The organism is Streptomyces sp. MAI_2237, from assembly GCF_054189285.1.
Genome location: NZ_JAJPGQ010000009.1, coordinates 158354 through 178903, shown reverse-complemented (window position 1 = coordinate 178903; position 20550 = coordinate 158354). Strand labels below are relative to the sequence as shown.

General features: G+C 70.4%; 24 protein-coding genes. 11 read left to right on the top strand and 13 right to left on the bottom strand.

Translation table 11 applies throughout. The features are described from left to right. Positions 1-41: 41 nt before the first annotated feature. Entirely contained in the window at positions 42-1172 is a 1131-nt protein-coding gene (locus LN251_RS36120) for an RNA-guided endonuclease InsQ/TnpB family protein (protein WP_458249489.1), read from the top strand. Between the two features lie 408 nt (positions 1173-1580). On the opposite strand, the gene LN251_RS36115 is transcribed toward LN251_RS36120, so the two are convergent. Beyond that, positions 1581-1874: a DUF1330 domain-containing protein gene (locus LN251_RS36115; protein WP_458248387.1), complete on the bottom strand. Its 294-nt coding sequence runs from the start codon at positions 1872-1874 to the stop codon at positions 1581-1583. 535 nt (positions 1875-2409) lie between these two features. Beyond that, positions 2410-2982 (bottom strand): carboxymuconolactone decarboxylase family protein, encoded by a 573-nt coding sequence (locus tag LN251_RS36110; protein WP_458248386.1) that lies wholly within the window; start codon positions 2980-2982, stop codon positions 2410-2412. A 138-nt stretch (positions 2983-3120) separates the two neighbouring features. On the opposite strand from LN251_RS36110, the gene LN251_RS36105 reads away from it, so the two are divergent. The 9 genes from LN251_RS36105 to hypA all read left to right on the top strand — a co-directional run bounded on the left by LN251_RS36105 (position 3121) and on the right by hypA (position 10270). Continuing rightward, entirely contained in the window at positions 3121-3417 is a 297-nt protein-coding gene (locus LN251_RS36105; RefSeq protein WP_458249488.1) for a winged helix-turn-helix transcriptional regulator, read from the top strand. A 446-nt stretch (positions 3418-3863) separates the two neighbouring features. Next, positions 3864-5378: a hypothetical protein gene (locus LN251_RS36100; RefSeq protein ID WP_458248385.1), complete on the top strand. Its 1515-nt coding sequence runs from the start codon at positions 3864-3866 to the stop codon at positions 5376-5378. A gap of 1 nt (position 5379) precedes the next feature. After that, positions 5380-6468, top strand: a complete 1089-nt coding sequence (locus tag LN251_RS36095) for an NADH-quinone oxidoreductase subunit B family protein (protein WP_458248384.1) — start codon at positions 5380-5382, stop codon at positions 6466-6468. A gap of 60 nt (positions 6469-6528) precedes the next feature. Next, positions 6529-8322, top strand: a complete 1794-nt coding sequence (locus LN251_RS36090; RefSeq protein ID WP_458248383.1) for a nickel-dependent hydrogenase large subunit — start codon at positions 6529-6531, stop codon at positions 8320-8322. Next, complete coding sequence (locus tag LN251_RS36085) at positions 8315-8869, top strand: NifU family protein (RefSeq protein ID WP_458248382.1); 555 nt, start codon at positions 8315-8317, stop codon at positions 8867-8869. The genes LN251_RS36090 and LN251_RS36085 overlap by 8 nt, the downstream gene beginning before the upstream one ends. Then, the gene (locus tag LN251_RS36080; protein WP_458248381.1) at positions 8866-9462 is read left to right on the top strand and encodes a DUF5947 family protein; all 597 of its coding nucleotides are present in this window, start codon (positions 8866-8868) and stop codon (positions 9460-9462) included. Before LN251_RS36085 ends, LN251_RS36080 begins: the two co-directional genes overlap by 4 nt. A 41-nt stretch (positions 9463-9503) precedes the next feature. Next, positions 9504-9710, top strand: a complete 207-nt coding sequence (locus LN251_RS36075; RefSeq protein WP_458248380.1) for a hypothetical protein — start codon at positions 9504-9506, stop codon at positions 9708-9710. Positions 9711-9729: 19 nt separating this feature from the next. Continuing rightward, complete coding sequence (locus LN251_RS36070; protein WP_458248379.1) at positions 9730-9915, top strand: hypothetical protein; 186 nt, start codon at positions 9730-9732, stop codon at positions 9913-9915. A gap of 7 nt (positions 9916-9922) precedes the next feature. Further along, on the top strand, positions 9923-10270 hold the full coding sequence (hypA, locus tag LN251_RS36065; protein WP_458248378.1) for a hydrogenase maturation nickel metallochaperone HypA: 348 nt from the start codon (positions 9923-9925) through the stop codon (positions 10268-10270). Between the two features lie 58 nt (positions 10271-10328). Here the strand turns inward: hypA and hypE are convergent, their stop codons facing one another. From hypE to LN251_RS36010, 11 genes are all read right to left on the bottom strand, one after another. Beyond that, positions 10329-11396 carry a hydrogenase expression/formation protein HypE gene (gene hypE, locus LN251_RS36060; protein WP_458248377.1) on the bottom strand — a complete coding sequence of 356 codons (1068 nt, stop codon included), beginning with the start codon at positions 11394-11396 and terminating at the stop codon, positions 10329-10331. Then, a complete protein-coding gene (gene hypD / locus LN251_RS36055) occupies positions 11389-12531 on the bottom strand; it encodes a hydrogenase formation protein HypD (RefSeq protein WP_458248376.1) in 1143 nt (380 codons plus the stop codon). Before hypD ends, hypE begins: the two co-directional genes overlap by 8 nt. After that, positions 12528-12809, bottom strand: a complete 282-nt coding sequence (locus tag LN251_RS36050; protein WP_458248375.1) for a HypC/HybG/HupF family hydrogenase formation chaperone — start codon at positions 12807-12809, stop codon at positions 12528-12530. The genes hypD and LN251_RS36050 overlap by 4 nt, the downstream gene beginning before the upstream one ends. 3 nt (positions 12810-12812) lie before the next feature. Beyond that, positions 12813-15152, bottom strand: a complete 2340-nt coding sequence (gene hypF / locus LN251_RS36045) for a carbamoyltransferase HypF (protein ID WP_458248374.1) — start codon at positions 15150-15152, stop codon at positions 12813-12815. Next, positions 15149-15892, bottom strand: a complete 744-nt coding sequence (gene hypB, locus LN251_RS36040; protein WP_458248373.1) for a hydrogenase nickel incorporation protein HypB — start codon at positions 15890-15892, stop codon at positions 15149-15151. Before hypB ends, hypF begins: the two co-directional genes overlap by 4 nt. A gap of 50 nt (positions 15893-15942) precedes the next feature. Continuing rightward, the gene (locus LN251_RS36035) at positions 15943-16539 is read right to left on the bottom strand and encodes a hydrogenase maturation protease (RefSeq protein WP_458248372.1); all 597 of its coding nucleotides are present in this window, start codon (positions 16537-16539) and stop codon (positions 15943-15945) included. Then, complete coding sequence (locus tag LN251_RS36030; protein WP_458248371.1) at positions 16536-18254, bottom strand: enoyl-CoA hydratase-related protein; 1719 nt, start codon at positions 18252-18254, stop codon at positions 16536-16538. Before LN251_RS36030 ends, LN251_RS36035 begins: the two co-directional genes overlap by 4 nt. A 413-nt stretch (positions 18255-18667) precedes the next feature. Then, positions 18668-18760: a hypothetical protein gene (locus tag LN251_RS36025; RefSeq protein ID WP_458248370.1), complete on the bottom strand. Its 93-nt coding sequence runs from the start codon at positions 18758-18760 to the stop codon at positions 18668-18670. Between the two features lie 70 nt (positions 18761-18830). After that, entirely contained in the window at positions 18831-19013 is a 183-nt protein-coding gene (locus LN251_RS36020; RefSeq protein ID WP_458248369.1) for an MmyB family transcriptional regulator, read from the bottom strand. A 51-nt stretch (positions 19014-19064) separates the two neighbouring features. Continuing rightward, positions 19065-19202, bottom strand: coding sequence for a hypothetical protein (locus LN251_RS36015; protein WP_458248368.1), 138 nt, complete (start codon positions 19200-19202; stop codon positions 19065-19067). A 52-nt stretch (positions 19203-19254) separates the two neighbouring features. Then, positions 19255-20043 (bottom strand): SDR family NAD(P)-dependent oxidoreductase, encoded by a 789-nt coding sequence (locus tag LN251_RS36010; RefSeq protein ID WP_458248367.1) that lies wholly within the window; start codon positions 20041-20043, stop codon positions 19255-19257. Positions 20044-20106: 63 nt separating this feature from the next. Between LN251_RS36010 and LN251_RS36005 the strand changes: the two genes are divergently transcribed. After that, positions 20107-20484 carry a MerR family transcriptional regulator gene (locus LN251_RS36005; RefSeq protein ID WP_458248366.1) on the top strand — a complete coding sequence of 126 codons (378 nt, stop codon included), beginning with the start codon at positions 20107-20109 and terminating at the stop codon, positions 20482-20484. The last annotated feature ends 66 nt before the right edge of the window (positions 20485-20550 follow it).

The following is a 20550-nucleotide window of genomic DNA, read 5'->3' as shown; positions in this document are numbered from 1 at the left end:
CTACGATCACGCCTGTGAAGATCGTGACGCAGGTCAAGCTCATGCCGGATGCCGCGCAGGCATCCGCGCTTGAGCGCACCCTGCGCACGGTCAATGACGCCGCGAACTGGGTGTCGGAGGTGGCGTTCGAGCACGGCGTGCCGCGTGAGTACGCGCTGCGCAAGCACACCTACGCCGAACTCAAAGCCCGTGGGCTGGGAGCGCAGGCCGCGCAGCACGTCATCAAGAAGGTGCGCGACTCGTACACCACGCTCAAGGCCAGCATCCGGGCCGGCAACCTCGGCAAGGAAGGCTCCAGGCGTCGGCGCAAGGCCGAGTCCAAGCCCATCACCTTTCGCCCCGAGGCCGCCCAGCCGTACGACGACCGATGCCTGAGCTGGCAGTACGACCAGCGGACCGTGTCCATCTGGACCCTGGACGGCCGGGTCAAGAACATCCGCTTCGCCTGCTGCATCGACGCCCTCAAGGTGCTCCAGGCGCACCGGCAGGGCGAATCCGACCTGATCGAGCGCGACGGCGTGTTCTACCTCGTCGCCACCTGCGACGTGCCCGAGGCCGAGAGTTACGAGCCGGACGGCTTCATCGGCGTGGACCTCGGGATCGAGAACATCGCCACCGCCTCCACCGGCTACCTCGCGGCCGGGCGGGGGCTCAACCGGTACCGCAAGCGGCAGCTTGCCCTGCGGGCCAAGCTCCAGAAGAAGCGCACCAAGAGCGCCAAGCGGCGGCTCAAGGCCCGTGCTCGCAAAGAGGCGCGGCACGCCGCCAATCAGAACCACATCATCTCCAAGACGATCGTGACCGAGGCTGAACGCACCGGGCGCGGCTTGTCCCTCGAAGAACTCAAGGGCATCCGCAACCGGGTACGGCTCCGCAAGCCCCAACGGGTCGCACTCCACTCCTGGGCCTTCGCCCAGCTCGGAGACTTCATCGTCTACAAGGCCAAGCGGGCCGGTGTGCCCGTGGTCTTCGTTGATCCTGCGTACACGTCGCAGACGTGCGCCGAGTGCGGCCACGTCGACAAGCGCAACCGTGTCGACCAGGGGCGTTTCATCTGCCGGGGGTGCGGGGTCGTTGCCCACGCCGACCGGAATGCTTCCCACAACATCGCCACCCGTGGCGAGAGTGTGTGGAATGCGGGACGTGAGTCACGCGTCCCTGCCACCCCATAGGGGTGTCTGGACGGAGGAGTCCACCCCAGCAGCCAGCTGGGCACTACCTCCAAGCCCGATCCTTCAGGGCCGGGTCAAGTTGACGAAGCGAACTTCTCGGCCGGTCGCTCCATCAGGCGCCACCGGGGCGCCCGAAGCCAGCGGGCCCAACCAGTGGGAGCAAGAGGCGGTGCAGGCGACAGCGCATTCGTGACTCACAACCGGAGCTCTGGGGAGACCCCTGGGTCCGTCAAGCCAGGAGGACGCGTTTGCGCAGGAGGGCGACGCCTGTGCGGCTGAACATCTGGCGTTTGAGCATCTTTGCCCTCGTCGCGTTCGATGGCTCGTGTGGCCGGGCACCGCCCGCCAAGTGCGGGGGAGTGCCGTTGGGGCCCTGCAGCTGATTACAGCGATGACTGAGCCCGTCGGTCAGTCGATGCCTTCGATGATGCGGAAGTCGCGCTCGAAGCCGTCTGGGAGAGCAACCAGCGCCATCTGGTATGCCTCGTTCTGGTATGCCGCGACGGCCTGTTCAAAGCTGTCGAACTCGATCAGAACGACGCGTTGCGTGATTCCGGCCTCGTGGGCGACGACTTGGCCGCCACGGGACAGGACGCGCCCGCCCGCAGCTCGGACGGCGGGGCCGGCCAGCTTGTTGTAGGCAGTCAGCCTCTCAGGGTCGGGAATGGCGGGGTAGACACTGACCCAGTAGCCCTTGGCCATGGAAACCTCCTGTGTTCGGACATGTGCGACTTCGAATTGACGCTCAGGTTGCTCGGTCCCGGTGTCGGAGTACCGGCCAAGTGAGGGCTTGCTGATCCGGCCAGGTTCGGATCTGCCATCCGCGGCTGCCGGTTCGCGTGCAGGCGAAGTCCTCCTCGGCGCCCCGGGCGCCTTCGGCGACGAGGTGACGTGTCGGAGACGGAAACGGGGGCCTTGGGCGGACGGGATCGGCCATGACGGGGGTTCCAGCTCGCGGGCAGTTCCGTCGTGGGGGTGAAGAAGCGCACCCGGAGGACGGGCTGTCCATTCCCCTTCCTGTCTGCCGGATCGCGGTCATCCGACAGGTAGACGGCGTGCGAGGCGCCAACCAGGGCAGGCACGAGGCGGCGCTCGCCATTGGTTGACGGCCTGCCGGCCCGCCTCCAGGACGTCTCGTCCGCGACCGCCGTCGGGCTGCCTCCACGCCCCTCAGGCAGGCATGCATGGACGGTCGTGACGGGCAGGTCGTCGTGGCCGGCAGGCCGGGTAGGGCGCGTCATCGAGTGCGGGGTGGGAAGTCGGCGAAGCGTGGTGCGCCGGGTTCGTGCGGTATGCGAGCAGTGCGGGCGGCGAAGCTGACGGCGTGGTACCACCCGCTCAGCAGGAGCAGGTCGAGCAGTTGGAGCTCGTCGAAGACCGAGGTGAGCCGTGTCCACAGCGCGTCATCGACGTCGGAACGTTCATGCAGCATGTCGACTGCGAGAAGGAGCAGCCGTTCCGGCTCGGATGTCCAGCATTCGTCGGCGGGACCGCCGTGCACCAGCGAAGTCGCCTGTTCGTGAGTGAGGCCGACTCGCTCGGCGAAGGTCAACATGTGCACGCCCCACTCGTACTCGCAGCCGCACAGTGCGCACGTTCGGGCGATGACGATCTCGCGTTCCCGCATGGTCAGCGTCAGCTGCCGGCTCAACTGGTAGCGGCCCCACTCGTGCAGGGCGCCGGCCATCGGGAGGTTTCTGGCGAACATCCGGAACAGCCCGATCGGTGGGGTCTCTCCGGGCATCATGCGCGCGAGCAGTGCGCTGGCCTGGTCGGTATAGGGCGGTTCGAGCGGGGCTATCCGCGACATCGGCTCTCCCTCGAGCTCGTTTCGAAATTAGAAACGCCAGGTGGATGTTAGTGTTTCGAATAGCGAAACGCAAGGAGACGCATGCCAACGCCGCGCCCAGGAAAGCCGGTTCGTGGATCGGCGACCGGCCGACCGATCATGGCCGCGATGGACCTGTTCGGCCGCCGGTGGGCACTGCGGATTCTCTGGGAGCTTCGTTCGGGCCCGCTCGGCGCCCGCGCACTGCTGGCACGGTGCGATGGCATGTCATCCAGCGTCCTCTACCAGCGGCTCCGCGAACTCGCATCGAGCGGGATCATCGCCCCTTCGGCCGATGGCTACGAGCTCACTCGGCTGGGAACGGCTCTCGGTCACGCCCTCCGTCCGCTCGACGAATGGGCGGCGATCTGGGCGCAGGAGCAGGAACGCGAAGATCAGGAGCCGACGGAGACCTGACGGTGACGCCCAACCAGGTCGGCGGCGAAGTGGCGGCTCTCGACTCGTGGACACATGGGCTCACGCGGTCTGCGAAAACCTTCTGTCGCTGGCTCGTCGCCGCGTAGCGGAGTGACATCGATGTCCAGGCGGCATCGTCGGCGGGTTCGTCCTCTTCGCCGCCCAACGACGCAGACGTCGGACCATGCGCCGGCCCGCCGTCCCTTCGCTCGACGTCGCCCACGACGGCCGACTCTCCTTGAGCCGTCGCTCACTCACACCACCTGAGCTGCACCGCCGGCCGGACAGGCCCTCACGACCCGTGCGGACGCGACGCCGACCACGCCCGGCCCTCGAGAGTAATCGCTCGAATGGCGCAACCATGCTGCGCCGTAGGAGGCGAGGGTGCGTGAGCGATGTGACGGTGGTGGCAGGCATGGGCGTACACGCGGTGACGAGGAGGCGCGATGTCGGACGGATCGGGCGAGGGCGTCATGGCGTCCGCTGTCACTACGGGCGCCGGAGACCCGCCTGCCGACCAGTCCCTGAGCGCCTTCGAACAGTTGGGCGCTGTGGCCGACGCCGTCCTCTACGAGGGCTATCTCCTGTATCCGTACCGGCGGTCGTCGGCCAAGAACCGCGTCCGCTGGCAGTTCGGGGTGTTGTTCCCGCGGGACTGGGTGGAGGAGGACGGACCGGTCGTTCCCGGGGTGTCCGGCTCCGCCGACTCCTGGTACCAGCAGGCCGAGTGTCTATTGAGGATCCGGCGGCCCGACGCGCTCCTGCGGGTGAGGCTTCGATATCTGCAGATGCAGCGCAAACAGGTGGAGAGGGCCGACCGCGATGGTGGCCATCGCGCCGTCGAGTCGCTGCTGACCGATGACGGCACGATGCATCTGACCTTCGACGAGGCGGTGCCGTGCGAAGTCGACATCGCTGTCCCGGTGGACGACCTTCTTCAAGGCGAACGCACTGTTCCGACGGGAGCCGTGGCCAGCCTCGACGTCGAGGGACTGCAGCAGGACACCGGGCGGGTGGTGCGCCGTCGCGAGGAGGTACGGGCGAGCACCACCGTCGGCGTCGAGAGGCTCGGGCAGAACCTTTTCCGGCTTCGGGTGCGCACCGTGAACACCGGGCCCACGCCCGGTCGGCGGGTCCCGCGCGACGAGGCACTGCGCCGCGCCCTCATCGCCACCCACACCTTCATCGGCGGCGAAGGCGTCGAGTTCGTCTCCCTGATCGACCCGCCCGAGGACCTGCGCGGTCATGCGGACGCGTGCCGCAACGAATTCACGTTCCCCGTCCTCGGCGGCGAACCCGCAAAGAGCGATTCACCTGCCGGCACAGGCGCCGTCGGGCATGTCCTGCTGGCCTCGCCGATCATCCTGCCCGACCACCCGCAGGTGGCCCCGGAGAGTCCGGGCGACCTGCACGACGCGGGGGAGATCGACGAGATCCTCACCCTGCGCACGATGTTGCTGACCGACGAGGAGAAGCGCGAGGCACGCGCCACCGATCCGCGGGCCGCCGCGATCCTCGACCGCGTCGACACCATGCCCCCCGAGGTCTTCGAACGGCTGCACGGAGCCATCCGCTCCCTGTCCCCGGCCACCCCGCCGACCCCGTCCGCCCCACCCGCCGAACGCACCGCCTGGTGGCAGGAGGGCGCCGACGACGGTCTGTCCCCGTCGACCGACACGGTGCTCGTCGACGGCGTACCGCTGGCCGGGGGCAGCCGTGTCAGGCTTCGGCCTCGGCGACGGGGCGCCGACGCCCAGGACATGTTCCTGGCCGGACGGACCGCCGAGGTGGCCGCCGTCTTCCACGACGTGGACGGCAGCGTGCACCTCGCCGTCACCCTCGAAGACGATCCTGCGGCCGAACTGCACACCTGGTACGGCCGTTTCCACTACTTCCGCCCCGACGAACTGGAACCACTCGGTTCGACCGACTCCGACACCCCCCGCAGCGGAGGCCGTTGACATGACAACCCACAGCAGTACCACCGAGGTCAGCGGCGAACCCGACCGCGCCGAGGACCGGCAGGGCTTCGACGAGATCCACATCCTCTGGATCTCCGAGGGCATGAGCTGCGACGGCGACACCGTCTCCCTGACGGCCGCCGACCAGCCCTCCATCGAGGACCTGGTGCTCGGCCTGATCCCGGGCCTGCCGAAGGTGAACCTGGTCAACAAGGTGCTCTCCCCGAGCCTGGGCGGCGAGGACTTCCTCGCCCCCTACCGGGCGGCCGCTCGCGGTGAGCTGGCCCCCTTCATCCTCGTCATCGAGGGCTCGATTCCCAACCAGAACATCATCGAGGGCGACGGCTACTGGACGTCGTTCGGCAACGACCCCGAGACCGGTGAGCCGCAGACCCTGAACTGGTGGATCGACCAACTCGCCCCCAAGGCATGGGCGGTGGTGGCCGCCGGCACCTGTGCCACCTTCGGCGGCATCCACGCGATGGCCGGAAACCCGACCGGCTGCATGGGTCTGGCGGACTACCTGGGCTGGGACTTCAGGTCCCAGGGCGCCCTGCCCGTCGTGAACGTCCCCGGCTGCCCGATCCAGCCCGAGAACTTCATGGAGACCCTGATCTGGGTCCTCTACCACGCCGCCGGCTCCGCTCCGCCACCCCCGCTGGACCACATGCTGCGTCCGCAATGGCTGTTCGGAAAGACGGTCCACGAGGGCTGCGACCGCGGCTCGTACTACGAGCAGGGCACCTTCGCCAAGGACTACAACTCACCCAAGTGCCTGGTGAAGACCGGCTGTTGGGGCCCGGTCGTCAACTGCAACGTCCCCAAGCGCGGCTGGATGGCCGGCATCGGCGGTTGCCCGAACGTCGGCGGCATCTGCATCGGCTGCACGATGCCCGGCTTCCCCGACGCGTTCATGCCGTTCATGGACGAGCCGCCCGGCGGAACGCTGTCCTCCATGATCGTCAAACCGTACGGCGCCGTCATCCGCCGCCTGCGCGGCTTCACCAACGAGCTGGTGAACCACGAACCCAAGTGGCGCCACAACAAGCGGAAGCTGACCAGCGGTTACGACCCCCACTGGCGGCCCTGACCACGCGCGAGACCCATCCCACCAGCGACCGAACACCGACAGCAAGGGGCAGTAACAGCGATGACCACAACCGAGTCCCGGCCCACGGGACGCAAGCCGCCGCAGCTCGTGGACATGTCCTGGGACCCGATCACCCGCATCATCGGCAATCTGGGCATCTACACGAAGATCGACTTCGCCAACAGGGAAGTCGTGGAGTGCCACAGCACGTCGTCGCTGTTCCGCGGCTACTCGGTGTTCATGAAGGGCAAGGACCCGCGCGACGCGGGCTTCATCACCTCTCGCATCTGCGGCATCTGCGGCGACAACCACACCACCTGCTCCGACTACGCCCAGCAGATGGCCTACGGGGTCAAGCCGCCGCGGCTCGCCGAGCACATCGTCAACCTCGGCGAAGCGGCCGAGTACATGTTCGACCACACGATCTTCCAGGACAACCTGGTGTTCGTGGACTTCTGCGAGGCCATGGTCAAGGCCACCAACCCCGGCGTACTGGCCCGCGCCGAGCGCACGGACGCCCCCCGCGGCGACATCCACGGCTACCGCACCATCGCCGACATCATGAAGGCCTTCAACCCCTTCGAGGGCGAGGTCTACAAGGAGGCCCTGAAGGTCAGCCGGGTCACCCGCGAGATGTTCTGCCTGATGGAGGGGCGGCACGTCCACCCGTCCACGCTGTACCCCGGCGGCGTCGGCACACTGCCCCAGCCGACCGTCTTCACCGACTACCTCAGCCGGCTCATGCGGGTCATCGACTTCGTCAAGAAGGCCGTCGCCATGAACGACGACGTCTTCGACTTCTTCTACGAGGCGCTGCCCGGCTACGAGGAGGTCGGCCGCCGCCGAATCCTGCTGGGCTGCTGGGGCGCCTTCCAGGACCCCGATGTCGTCGACTACCGCTACGAGAACATGAACACCTGGGGCAAGGCGATGTACGTCACCCCCGGTATCGTCGTCGACGGCGAACTGGTCACCAACAACCTCGTCGACATCAACCTCGGACTGCGCATCATGCTGGGCAGCTCCTACTACGAGGACTGGGTCAACGAGAAGCCCTTCGTCACCCACGACCCGCTCGGCAACCCCGTCGACATGCGCCACCCCTGGAACCAGACCACCGTCCCCGTGCCGCAGAAGCGCGACTTCGACGACAAGTACAGCTGGGTGATGAGCCCGCGCTGGTACGACCGGCGCAGCGGCGACCACCTCGCCCTCGACACCGGCGGCGGCCCCCTCGCCCGCCTCTGGTCCACCGCGCTGAGCGGCCTGGTCGACACCCCGTACGTCAAGGCCACCGGCAACAGCGTGCGCATCTCGCTGCCCAAGGGCGAGTCGCTGCCGGAGACGACCCTGGAGTGGCGCATCCCGAAGTGGAGCAACACCATCGAACGGGACCGCGCCCGGCCGTACTTCGTCGCCTACGCGGCCGCCATGGCCCTGCAGTTCCTCGAAGAGGCCATGGGCCTCGTGCGCGCCGGCGACACCAAGGTGTTCGAGAACTTCGAGGTGCCCGACGAGGCGATCGGTTGCGGCTTCCACGAGGCGGTGCGTGGTGTCCTCTCCCACCACCTGGTGATCAAGGACAAGAAGATCGCCAACTACCACCCGTACCCGCCCACGCCGTGGAACGCCAGTCCCCGCGACAAGTTCGGCACCCCCGGCCCGTACGAGGACGCCGTGCAGGGCCAGCCGATCTTCGAGGAGAACGGGCCCGACGACTTCAAGGGCGTCGACATCATGCGCACCGTCCGCAGCTTCGACCCCTGTCTGCCGTGCGGAGTGCACATGTACGTCGGCAAGGGCAAGACGCTGACCACCCTGCACTCGCCGACCTACGGGGCGAACCATGGATGACGCCATCGCCGCCGAACGCCTCGCCGACCCGGCCGTGGAGTCCCGGCTCGCCCGTCTCGACCAGGTCCTGGAGGGCATCGAGTCCGCTCCCGGCCCGACCACCCGCTCCGCGATCGAGGCGGTACGGCTGCTCACCGAGGTCTACGGCGAGGCACTGGCCCGGGTGATGGACCACGCGGACTCGCAGCTGTCCGAACGGCTGGCCGACGACGAGTTGCTGGGTCACCTCCTGGTGCTGCACGGGGTCCACCCGGAGCCCGTCGAGCAGCGGGCGGCCCGCGCGGTCGAGCGGCTGCGGCCGGCCGTCCGGGAACGCGGCGGCGACGTGGAGTGGGCCGGCGTGGACGGAGGGGTGGGCCGCGTGCGGCTGACGGCCGGTGGCGGCTGCGGCTCCGGATGCGGCGGCGGAACGAGCGACGTGACCGCCGCGGTCCGCGAGGCGGTGCTCGCCGTCGCCCCGGAGCTGACGGGGGTGGAACCGGAGCCGACCACGGCGCCCCCGGCCTTCGTGCCGCTGACCACGCTCACCCACCGAGGCGCACCGTGACCACGGACGGCGCCCTGGCCCGCCTCATCCGCTCCTCGGCCGACCGCACGGCGGAGCCCGAGGCGGAGCGGTGTGACCTGTGCGCCGCGCCCGTGCCCGACGAGCACCCTCACCTCTACGACACCGGGGACGAGCAGGTGTGCTGCGCCTGCGGCCCGTGCTCGGTGCTGTTCGCCGACGGGAGTGCCGAGCAGGGACGCTACCGGCTCGTGCCCCGCAGGCGGATCCGCCTGCCCCGGGTGGACACTGATGTCCTGGGCGTGCCGGTCGGCCTGGTCTTCTTCGTGCCCCGGGCCGACGGCACGGTCACCGCCGAGGGTCCCAGCCCGGCCGGGGCCATGCGGTGGGAAGTCGATGCGGAGGCCTGGCAGCGGCTGGCCGCCGCGTCACCGCAGCTCGCCTCCGTGGAACCCGACGTGGAGGCGCTGCTCGTGAACACCGTCCACGGCAACGACCACCACTGGATCGTCCCCGTCGACGACTGCTACCGGATGGTCGCCGTCGTACGCCGGGAATGGCGGGGCCTGTCCGGCGGCGGCCGGATCTGGCCCGCCGTCGATCGGTTCTTCGACGACCTCACCGAACGGCCATGAGCCCGCACTCCGCGGCACGGAGGCGAGGAAGGAGAGCACCCATGGGCAGCATCAGAGTCGGCCGACCCCAGGCCAAGCCCGACTCGAACGGGCACGTGCGCGGTATGCACCAGGGCAACGCAGGGCCGTACGGCCACCAGACCGGGCATCACGAGGACGGCACCGCCGACGCGCGCCGCTCCACCGGGATCCATTGGAAGCGGCACGACGCCCTGCTGGACGTCATGCCGAACATCCCGCCGGGATGAGGAACAGCAGGGAGCCGGAATGAAGGTCCAACGAAGAGAGCGCGCACAGGACGGGACGTCGGGACGTCGGTTGCTGATGGCCGAGGCCGCCCTGGCCGGGGCCGTGGCCCTGGCGATGGTCATCCGCGAGTTCCCGAGTCTGCGGCGCGAGTTGCGGATCTACCGGATGGCCGGCGGCTTGCGCGCGGGCCACCGGTATCCGTGAGCCGGCTGTGCACGAGCTGTCGATCGCGACCGCGATCATCGAGCGGGCCGACGAACTGGCCCGGGCGGACGGGACGGACTCCGTCTCGGCGGTGACCGTCCGGGTGGGCGAGCTGTCGGGAGTCGTTCCCGACGCTTTGGACTTCGCCTTCGAGGTGGCCCGCGACGGCACGGCCCTCGCCGCCGCCCGGCTCGTGGTCGAGCAGGTCCCCGCGCAGGCCTACTGCGGCCCGTGCGCCGAGGAGTTCCCGGTGGGCATGCCCCCGTTCTTCTGGTGCCCGCGCTGCGACCGGCCCTCCACCGAACTGCGCAGCGGCCGGGAACTGGAGATCACCGGGATCGAGGCCCGGCGCTGACACCAGCGGGGGCCCGCCGACCCCTTGCGGGTCGGCGGGCCCCCGCTGGCGTCCTGGGTCAGCAGATGCGCGGCAACTGCTCACCGAGCGGCAGGTCCACCACCCGGGTGCCGCCGAGTCCCGTCGCGACCACGACCATGCCGGGGTGGTCGGCGACGCACTCACCGATCAGCGCGGCCCCGGCGCCCTGCGGGTGGGCACGCATCGCCGCGAGGACCTCCTCCGCTTCCGCAGGGGGTACGAAGGCCACCAGCCGGCCTTCGTTGGCGACGTAGAGGGGGTCGAGCCCGAGGAAGCCGCAGGCGTTCGCCACCGCGTCCGGCACCGGAATGGCACGCTCCCGCAGCCGGACGCCGGTTCCGGAGGCGCGGGCGATCTCGTTGAGGGACGCGGCCAGACCTCCGCGGGTGGGGTCGCGCAGGACATGGATGTCCGGGGTGACCGCCAGCATGGACGCCACCAGGTCAGCCAGGGGCGCGGTGTCGCTGGCCAGCTCGACGCCGAACTCCAGCCCCTCTCGGACGCTCATGATCGCCACTCCGTGCAGGCCGATCGGCCCACTGACGATGACGGCGTCACCGGGCCGCGCCCGCTGGGGGCGGATGTCCACCCCGTCGGGGACCAGCCCCACCCCGGCGGTGTTCACGTACACGCCGTCGCCGTGCCCGGACTCCACCACCTTGGTGTCGCCGGTGGCGATGGTGACCCCCGCCGCCTCGGCCGCCGCACCCATGGCGCGCGCGATCCGTTCGACGACGGTCAGCTCCACGCCCTCTTCCAGCACGAAGGCGGCCGACAGGTAGGCGGGCCGGGCTCCGCTCATCGCGAGGTCGTTGACGGTGCCGTTGACCGCGAGGTCACCGAGACTGCCGCCGGGGAAGAACAGCGGTCGGACCACGTAGGAGTCGGTGGAGAAGGCCAGCCTTGTGCCGCCCAGTTCCAGGACGGCGGAGTCGGCGAGCGCGGCGAGCGTGGGGTTGCCGTAGGCGGGGGCGAAGACCTGCTCCATCAGCTCCGCCGACAGCGCCCCGCCTCCGCCGTGTCCCATGACCACGACGGGCTGGTCGCGCAGGGGGGCCGGGCAGGTCCAGTTCGCGGGGTCGACGGCTTCGGCGAGTTCAGCCAACGGGGTTCATCTCCTTGTCCGCGGCCCCGGTGGCCTGCGGTGTTCCGGCGTTCATCCGGCGGTACAGGTAGTACGCCGCGCAGGCGCCCTCGCTGGAGACCATGGTGGCGCCGAGCGGAGTGCGCGGGGTGCAGCTGGTGCCGAAAGCGGCGCACTCGGTCGGCTTGATCAGCCCTTGGAGCACCTCGCCGGCGCGGCACTCGGCGGGTTCCTCGGTGCGGATGTCGGTGACCTGGAAGCGGTGCTCGGCGTCGAACGCGCGAAACGCCTCGGTCAGCCGCCAGCCACTGGCGGGGATGGGCCCGATGCCGCGCCAGTTGCGGTCGGTGACCTCGAACACCTCCTCGATCATGCGTACGGCGGCCGGGTTGCCGTCCTCGCGTACGGCACGCGGGTAGGCGTTCTCCACCCGATGCTCCCCGCGCTCGAGCTGGCGCACCGCCCGGCGGATGCCCTCGAGGATGTCCAGCGGCTCGAAGCCGGTCACCACGAGCGGTACGCCGAACCGCTCGGCGAGCCGCGGGTACTCGGCCGTGCCCATCACGCTGCACACGTGCCCGGCGGCGAGGAAGCCCTGCACCCGGCAGGAGGGGGCCGTCATGATGGCCTCGACGGCCGGGGGCACCCGTACGTGCGACACCAGGAGGCTGAAGTTGGTCAGGCCCAGGCGGCGGGCTTGGTGCACGGCCATCGCGTTGGCGGGGGCCGTGGTCTCGAAGCCGATGGCGAAGAAGACCACTTCCCGGTCCGGGTTGCGGCGGGCCAGCTCCAGGGCGTCGAGCGGTGAGTACACCACCCGTACGTCGCCGCCCTCGCCCTTGACGCGGAACAGGTCCCGGCCGGTGCCCGGTACCCGGAGCATGTCACCGAAGGAGCAGAAGATCACCTCGGGACGCGAGGCGATCTCCAGCGCCTTGTCGATGACCTCCAGCGGGGTGACGCACACCGGACAGCCGGGCCCGTGGATCAACTCCACTTGTTCGGGCAGGAGTTGGTCGATGCCGTGCCGGATGATGGAGTGGGTCTGGCCACCGCAGACCTCCATCAGGGCCCATGGCCGGGTGACGGTCGCGCGGATCTCCTCCAGCAGCCGCCGGGCCAGAGCAGGGTCGTTGAACTCGTCGATGTACTTCACGCGGTACCCGCCTCCTTCGCCGCCTGCTCCCAGGCGTCACCGAACTCCTCCTGCAGCAGCCCCAGTTCCTCGAAGAGCTTCAGGGAGGCCAGGGCCGATTCCTCGTCCAGGCGCTGGAGCGCGAACCCGACGTGGACGATGACGTACTCACCCACCCGTACGTCCGACACGTACTCCAGGCACGCCTGCTTCTGCACACCGCCGAAGTCGATCAGCCCGGTGAGCGGGTCGGCACTGTCGTCGATCGAGACGACCTTGCCGGGCACTGCCAAACACATGGGTCACTCCTCTTGTCGTTCGTGCGCCGCGACCACGAGTTGTCCAAGGGCCAAACCGCCGTCGTTCGGGGGAACTTCGCCGTGCCGCAGCACCGCGAAGCCGTCCTGGGCGAGAAGCCGCGTGCACTCCTCCTCCAGCAGCGCGTTGGCAAAGACCCCGCCGCTGAGCGCCACGGTGGCCGCACCGGTGTCTCGTCGCGCCCGTCGGCAGATCTCCGCCACGGCCCGCGCCACACCGCGGTGGAAACGCGCCGCGAGCAGGGGCACCGGTGCGCCACGCCGCAGGTCGGCGACCAGCGCGCCGAGCACGGGTGCCGGGTCGCACGTGCCGGAGGCGATGCCGAAGGCGTACGCCGAGGTGTCGGCGTTCCCCGCCGAAGCGGCCGCGGCTTCCAGTTCCAGGGCGGCCTGGGCCTCGTATCCCGCGCGGTGGCACACACCCACCAGGGACGACACCGCGTCGAAGAGCCGTCCCATGCTGGAGGTCGCCACGCAGGCCACTTCGCGCGTCAACTGCGCTTTCAGAACGGCGAGTTCGGTGGGCGAGCAGGCGGCGACGCAGGGCAGGTCGGAGTCCCACGGCACTCCCGCGGCCCACAACCGGGCCAGGGCCAGACGGCACGGGTTGGCCACCCCCGCGTCGCCGCCGGGCAGCGGCGCGGGGGAGAGGTGGGCGAGGCGCCGGGCCCCCGTGTAGTCGGCGAGCAGGATCTCGCCGCCCCAGACGGTGCCGTCGTCGCCGTAGCCCGTGCCGTCGAAGGCGACGCCGATCACGGGTGTGGTGCCGTCGAGGCCGTGCTCGGCCATCGTCGAGGCGATGTGCGCGTGGTGGTGCTGGACGAACACCGGTGCGGGCAGGGGAAGTTGGGCGGCGCGGCGGCGGGCCCAGCGGGAGGAGTGGTAGCCGGGGTGCCGGTCGGCGGCGACGAGCTCGGGGGTGACGCCGCTCAGCCGCCGCATGTGTCCCTCCGCCCGTTGGGCGGCCTCCAGCGTGGTCAGGTCGCCCATGTCGCCGATGTGCGGGCCGAGCCAGGCCTGGTCGCCCTCGCCGACGCACAGCGCGTTCTTGAGGTCGCCGCCCACCGCGAGCGCGGGCCGCACGGCCACCGGCAGACGCAGCGGGCGCGGCACGTACCCGCGGGAGCGGCGCAGCACTTGCTCGGTGCCGTCGGCGCGCACCCGCAGCAGCGAGTCGTCGCACGGGGAGGCGATGACCCGGTCATGGGCGAGCCAGGCGTCGGCCAGGCCGTCCAGCTGGGTCAGCGCCTCCTCGTCGTCCGTGACGATCGGTTCGCCCGAGCGGTTGCCGCTCGTCATGACCAGCACACGGGGACCCGGCGGGTCCCCGGGCAGCCCGAGCAGCAGCGTGTGCACGGGTGTGTAGGGCAGCATCACGCCGAGGTGGGGGCTGCCCGGGCACACTCCGGAAGCGAGTGGGAGACCCGCGAACTCCGGCCGCCGACGCAGCAGGACGATGGGCCGGCGGGGACCGGTGAGAGCCGTCCGCTCGGCGGCGGAGACCTCGGCGATCGACCGCACGGTGTCGAGGTCCGCGCACATCACCGCGAACGGCTTGCCGCCACGCTCCTTCCGGGTGCGCAGCGTGTCGACGGCCCGTGCGTCGGCGGCGTCGCAGGCCAGGTGATAACCGCCGAGGCCCTTGACGGCGAGGATCCGTCCGGCGGCCAGCAGAGCCCGGGCCGCCGCCAGGGCGTCGGCGTCCCGCGCGGGTCGCAGCCCGCTACCGGCCGCGGGCACCAGGCGCAGCCGGGGGCCGCAGTCCGTGCAGGCGACGGGCTGGGCGTGGAAGCGGCGGTCGGCGGGGTCGCCGTACTCCCGGGCGCAGGCGGGGCACATCGGGAAGTCGGCCATCGTCGTGAGCGCCCGGTCGTACGGCATCCCGGTGGCGATCGTGAAGCGGGGGCCGCAGTGGGTGCATGTGACGAACGGGTGCCGGTGGCGGCGATCGGCCGGATCGGCCAGTTCGCGCAGGCAGTCGGCGCAGGTCGCGGTGTCGGGCGGGAGTTGGGTGCGGCCCGGGGAGCGTTCGGTCGCTCGGATGGTGAAGGAGCCGTCGGTGCCGGTGGCAGGCAGGTCCTCGACGCCCACGCCGGTGACGGTGGCCAGCGGCGGGGGCTCGGTGGCGAGCCGGTCACAGAAACCAGCGACGCCCTCCGGCGGGCCCTCCACCTCGATGAGGACACCGCTCGCCGTGTTGCTCACGAACCCGGACAGAGCGAGTTCGGTCGCCAGGCGGTGCACGAACGGTCGGAAGCCCACGCCCTGGACGGTGCCGCGCACGGTGACACGGCAGCGCACCGCCTGCGTGGCGGGCGCTGTCACGAGAGACGGCCGGCTGCGAGGCCGGGGCCTTTCTGCACGTGCTGGTGGGGGTGTGGCGCGAGGGGCGGACGGTGCGGGGGAGCCCCGTCCCGCGCGGCCAGCACCCGTTCCAGCAGGGTGCCCACGCCGTCGCCGTCACGGGCGCAGGACCGTACGACCTCGACCCCGGGGTTGACCCGCTGCAGATGAGCGACGAAGGCGGCCTCGTCGAAACCGGCGGCCTCGGCCAGATCGGCCTTGGTGAGCACGACAAGATGGGCGGAGCCGAAGGCCGTGGGGTACTTCAGCGGCTTGTCCTCCCCCTCCGTCACCGCCATGAGGACGATGCGAAGGCTCTCACCGAGGTCGTAGGAGGCAGGACAGACGAGATTGCCGACGTTCTCGACGAACAGCACCGCGGTGTCCTCGGGCAGCCAGTCGTGCACATGGGTGCTCAGCTGCCGGGCCTCCAGATGGCACAGCCCGTCGGTCAGCAGCTGTTTCACCGGTGCTCCCGACCGGGCGAGCCGCTTGGCGTCGTTCTCGGTCGCGAGGTCGGCGGTGAGAGCGGCCACCGGAATGCGCCGCTCCACCGCCAGGGCCAGCACCCGTCCGAGCAATTCGGTCTTTCCGCTGCCCGGGCTGGACAGGAGGTTGACCACGGCTGCCCCGCGCCGGGTCAGTTCCTCGCGCAGGCTCGCGGCCAGTCCGTCGTTCTTCGCCAGAACGGCCTGGGTGACATCCTCCATGGACTCGCACATGGGCTGTGCTCCTCGCGGTCGGTGTGGGGGAGTGACCGGGTGTCGGTGCGTCACCGATCCTCGACGCCGCCGGGCACCGGCTGCGGGAGCCCGGCCGCGGACGGGCCGGTGGATTCGTCCGGGCGGCTCAACGGGGGCGTGGCCGCGGGGTCGGCGAGCAGCACCGGAACCATGGTGTGCAGAGCCGTGACGGCCCGTTCGACCGCGTCGCGGACCGTCGCGCTGATGCCCGGGGCGATGTCCTCGTCTCCGTGCGGCCGTACCTCGGGCTCGCAGGCCAGGACGAGGACGCGTGGCAGCGGCTTGTCGCCGAGGTGGGCGGCCAGGGCCAGCACCTTCGCCGGATCCATGCCGTGTGCTTCCGGCGGAGCGGCGTCCGTGCCGGCGTCCGGGAGGTCCGGCTCGATCAGCGACAGGGTGCCCGGCCGGTGGCCCCGCGCGGCCGCGTCGACGAGGACGGCTGTGTCGTAGCCGTCCAGCAGTTCGTAGGCGAGATCCATCCCACGGATGCCGAAGTCCCGCACCCGTACGTCGGCGGGCAGCGGTCGCCGGTCCAGGGCGCGGATCACCTCGGGGCCGAAGGCGTCGTCCGCGAGGAAGATGTTGCCGACGCCCGCCACCAGCAGGCGGGTTGCGGGCCTTGTCACAGGTCACCCCCGGCGATCGGGTCGCCCACCGCGGACAGGGGCCGGGCCGAGCTGCCCGGCAGCCTGCGGACGAACGCCGAGCGCAGGGCGTGGTACGGGGCGTGCGGATCGAAGAAGATGGCGCGCATACGGGCGAGTTCGGCCCGCCGGTAGTCGGCGAGGGGTCGTTGTTCCTCGTCCGCCGTGCGGGCCGCTGCCTTCGCGGTGATATGCCGCGCGAGGTCCGGGTCATCGGCGAGCGCGATCGCCAGGTTCTCGACCTCGACGGTGAACTCCTGGGCTGAGGCCGGCACCAGACGGTCCACCATCCCGAGCTGCGCGGCGGTGGCGGCGCTCACCGGCAGAGCCTCTGTCGTCAGCCGCCGGGCGGTCTCGGCTCCGACGCGGCGCGGCAGCGTGTACGTCCAGAACTCCGACCCGTACAGACCCATCCGCCGGTAGTGCGGATTGAGCACGGTGCCGGTGCGGCACCACACCTGGTCGGCGGCCAGGGCGAGCATGACGCCGCCGGCCGCCGCGTTGCCGCCGAGTGCCGCCACCACGAGGCGGTTGGTGGTGCGCAGGACCGCCTCGACCAGGTCGTCCATGGCGTTGAGGTTGGACCAGGACTCGCCCGCGGGGTCGGCGGCCGACTCGATGACGTTCAAGTGGATGCCGTTGGAGAAGAAGTCGCGGGACCCGCCGAGCACCAGCACCCGGGTGGGGCGGGTGAGCGCGTACCGGTAGGCGGCGAGCAGCCTGCGGCAGTGGCCGGTGCTCATGGCCCCGCCGGGGAAGGAGAAAGTCAGGAACCCGGCGTCACCGTGCTGCCGGTACCGGATGTCGGCCCAGGTGGTGCGGCCGGTAGGCAGCTCGAGCGGGGCCGCGATCTCGGGCAGCCGCGGAGCGGAGAAGGCGGCCAGCACGGAGGCCGCGGGACGGCGAAACGGCGCCGGGTCGCCGGAGTTCTTGCGGGGCCTGAGCTCCGGAATCCACACCGCGCCGTCCCGGGTGGCCCGGCAGAGCGCCCCGGCGCGCGTCGCGAGCAGTTCCCCGGGGTGGCCGCGTAGCCGGTCCTCGGCATGCCCGCCGTGCAGGAACACCTCGTGGCCGAGGAGTTCGTCCAGGACGCCCGGCTGAGAGTCGGCCCCGCGGAGCTTGCGCAGCACCGTATCGGTGTCGTCGGTCTCCCAGTCGATCCTGCGCTGCTCCTGGCGGAAGACGTCGCGCCAGACCACACGGACCGAGGGATCGCTCTGCGCCTGCGGCTTGAAGGACCCCTCGGCGTACCGTCGTACGGCCAGCCGGACAGCGGCCGCGGCGGCGTCGGAGGCCTCGTTGCGGTACAGGCCGCTCTTGCCGACCGGCGCGATCGGGAAGGACTGGGACGCCCACACGTCGCCCGCGTCCATGCCCGCCTCGGCCTGGAGCACGGTCACTCCCCACTGGGGCACATCCTTGGCGATGGCCCAGTCCAGGGAGGACGGGCCGCGGTCGCCGGGCGGCCCCGGGTGTACGACGAGGCAGGTGTGCGCCTGCCAGACGTCTTCCGGCAGCGCTGTCTTCAGCATCGGAGCGATGATCAGTTCCGGACGCACTTCGTGTACGGCGGTCCGGACCGCCTCGGCGCCGTGCGAGGCGAGAACGACGTCGACCCGGTGCCCTTCGTCGGACAGTTCCGCGTACACACGCTGGGACAGGCTGTTGAACGCGCTGGCGACGAGCAAGATGTCCATGACGGGGCATGTTCGTCGGTTCACCGGAGGTCGAGAAGGACCCCGGCGGCGTTTCGTCGTCCTCCGTGAGGTCTCTTCCTCCATCCGGATCGCATTCCGCAGGTTCTCCAACGGCTCGCGGCCTCGTTCGGCCCGCTCTGAGGGACTTTCAGAAAGGCGGCGATCGCGTGGAGGGGAGGGCGGGGGGATCGGAGGCGTACGCGGAGAAGTGATCCGAATCGGCCGCGCCGCGGGCCGGCCCTCACCACCCCACCGATGCACCACCGCCATCCCCGGGACCGCCCCGTCCTCCGCCCTCGGCGTGCACGGCGTCGGTGATCTTGTGCCGGCCGGCTACGTGGGCATCGGTGTAGATGCCCGGGGTCAGCAGGTAGCCCTGGCTATCGTCGGAGGGTTGGTGCCGTCGGTGATGATCAGGCCATCGAGGCCCGCTGCCGGTCGTACTCGACGTCGAGGTCGCTGGGTGTGCCGTCCGCCTGGGAGCGGCCGCGGGTCATGGGTGCCATGGCCAGCCGGTGCGGCAGTTCCTCGGCCCCGAGGGTGAAGGGGGTCCAAATCCGCTGTCGCGGTTCGACCTCACCGTGCGTACAGCCTGTCCAATGCCGACCGGCTCGCGGCGTCCGCGGGGCGGCAGATCATCAACCGTTGGTCCGGGTCTTGGAGTGGCGTGAGGACTTCGAAATCCACGGCGATCACACCGGCGCCGGGATGGTCCATCACCTTGCGCCCGCGGCCATTGGCCGAGTGCCCGACGAACACACTGCCCTCGCCCGCACCGAGGTGACGGTCTTGCTGGGCCGGCGGCGCGTCCTAGCCGTCGACGCTGGTGAAGGTGTAGGAGATGCATGCATGGGGCGCCGGGGCGTCGTCGCCGTGTCCGCTGCACACTTTCATGCCGATGCTGTCGCCCGGAGCCGCGTAGGCGCTGTTGGTAGGGGTGTCTGCCACTATCGGGCGGCTCCCTGATGGGACGTCATGGGGGCGTGGCGGATGGGGGACTTCAGCTGCCCAGCGCCGCCTTGCGCAGGGATCGCTCCGCGATACGTGCAGCCGCTGACGCGGGCAGCAGGTGACCGAAGACAAAGGCCTGGACAGTGTTGAGACGGCCGTCCACGACCGCCGGGCCCCGGCCGCGCAGGGCGGACATGACGGTGTCCGCCACGGAACCGGGCCCGCGCTTGCCCGGCATGCGCCGTGTGTTCATCGCCGTGTCGGTCGGACCGGGGCTGACTGCCACGACCCGCACTCCCGTTGCCCTCGTCTCGGCCCATACCGCCTGGGTGAAGGACAGCACGAACGCCTTCGAGGCCGCGTAGGCGGCCGCATACGGAGCGGGCGCGTACGCACCGGTGCTCGCGATGTTGACGATCGCACCTTTTCCTCGCGCGACCATGGGGGGCAGCAAGAGCGCCGTCAACTCCGCCACCGCGCCGGCATTGAGGTCGACCAGGCCCCGCACCAGCGCGGGATCGCTGTCGGCGACCGGTCCCAACAGACTGGCTCCGGCATTGTTGACCAGCACGTCGACCTCGGTTCCCGCATCCGCCAGCCACTCGGCCAGCCGGGAAGGAGCACCCTGGTGCGACAGGTCCAGAGCGAGCGTCGACACCTGGGCCCCGTGCTCGGCGTGCAGTCGCTTGGCCTCCGCCTCCAGGCGTGCGCCGTCCCGTGCGACCAGGACCAGGTGCATGCCCTGCCCGGCCAGCCGCTCGGTGATCGCGGCCCCGATGCCTGTCGCGGCGCCGGTCACGACCGCAGTTCGCCAATTCGCCTGTTCCTTCGTCTTCATGCTCAGAACCGTAAACTTTGACATTGACGTGAATGTCAAGCATGGATCGGTGGAGGAGACGGCGTGCGCATTGGGGAACTCAGCAAGGCCACCGGGGCCAGCACCCGTTCGCTCCGGTACTACGAGGCCCAAGGGCTGCTCTCCAGCCGCCGTCGCTCCAACGGATACCGGGAGTACGGTGAGGACGCCGTACGTCAGGTCGCCTTCATCCAGGACCTCTACCGCGCGGGGCTGCCTTCTCAGATCATCCGGGACATCCTTCCCTGCAGCACCGAACCGGCACCGCCCGCGGGCGAGTGCACACAACTCCTGGCCCGTGTCCGGCAGGTCCGCGACGAACTCGCCCGCCAAGAGCAGCAGATCGCTGAGCGCCGCGAGATGCTCGACCGGTACCTCACGGGCACGGCCGCCCCCGCGGGCCAACCCCACCGCTCCCCTTGAGGCGGCTGAAACGCGTGCGAGGTCGGCACCCTGGAGCAGACCGACCCTCGCGACGGGGCCGAGGGG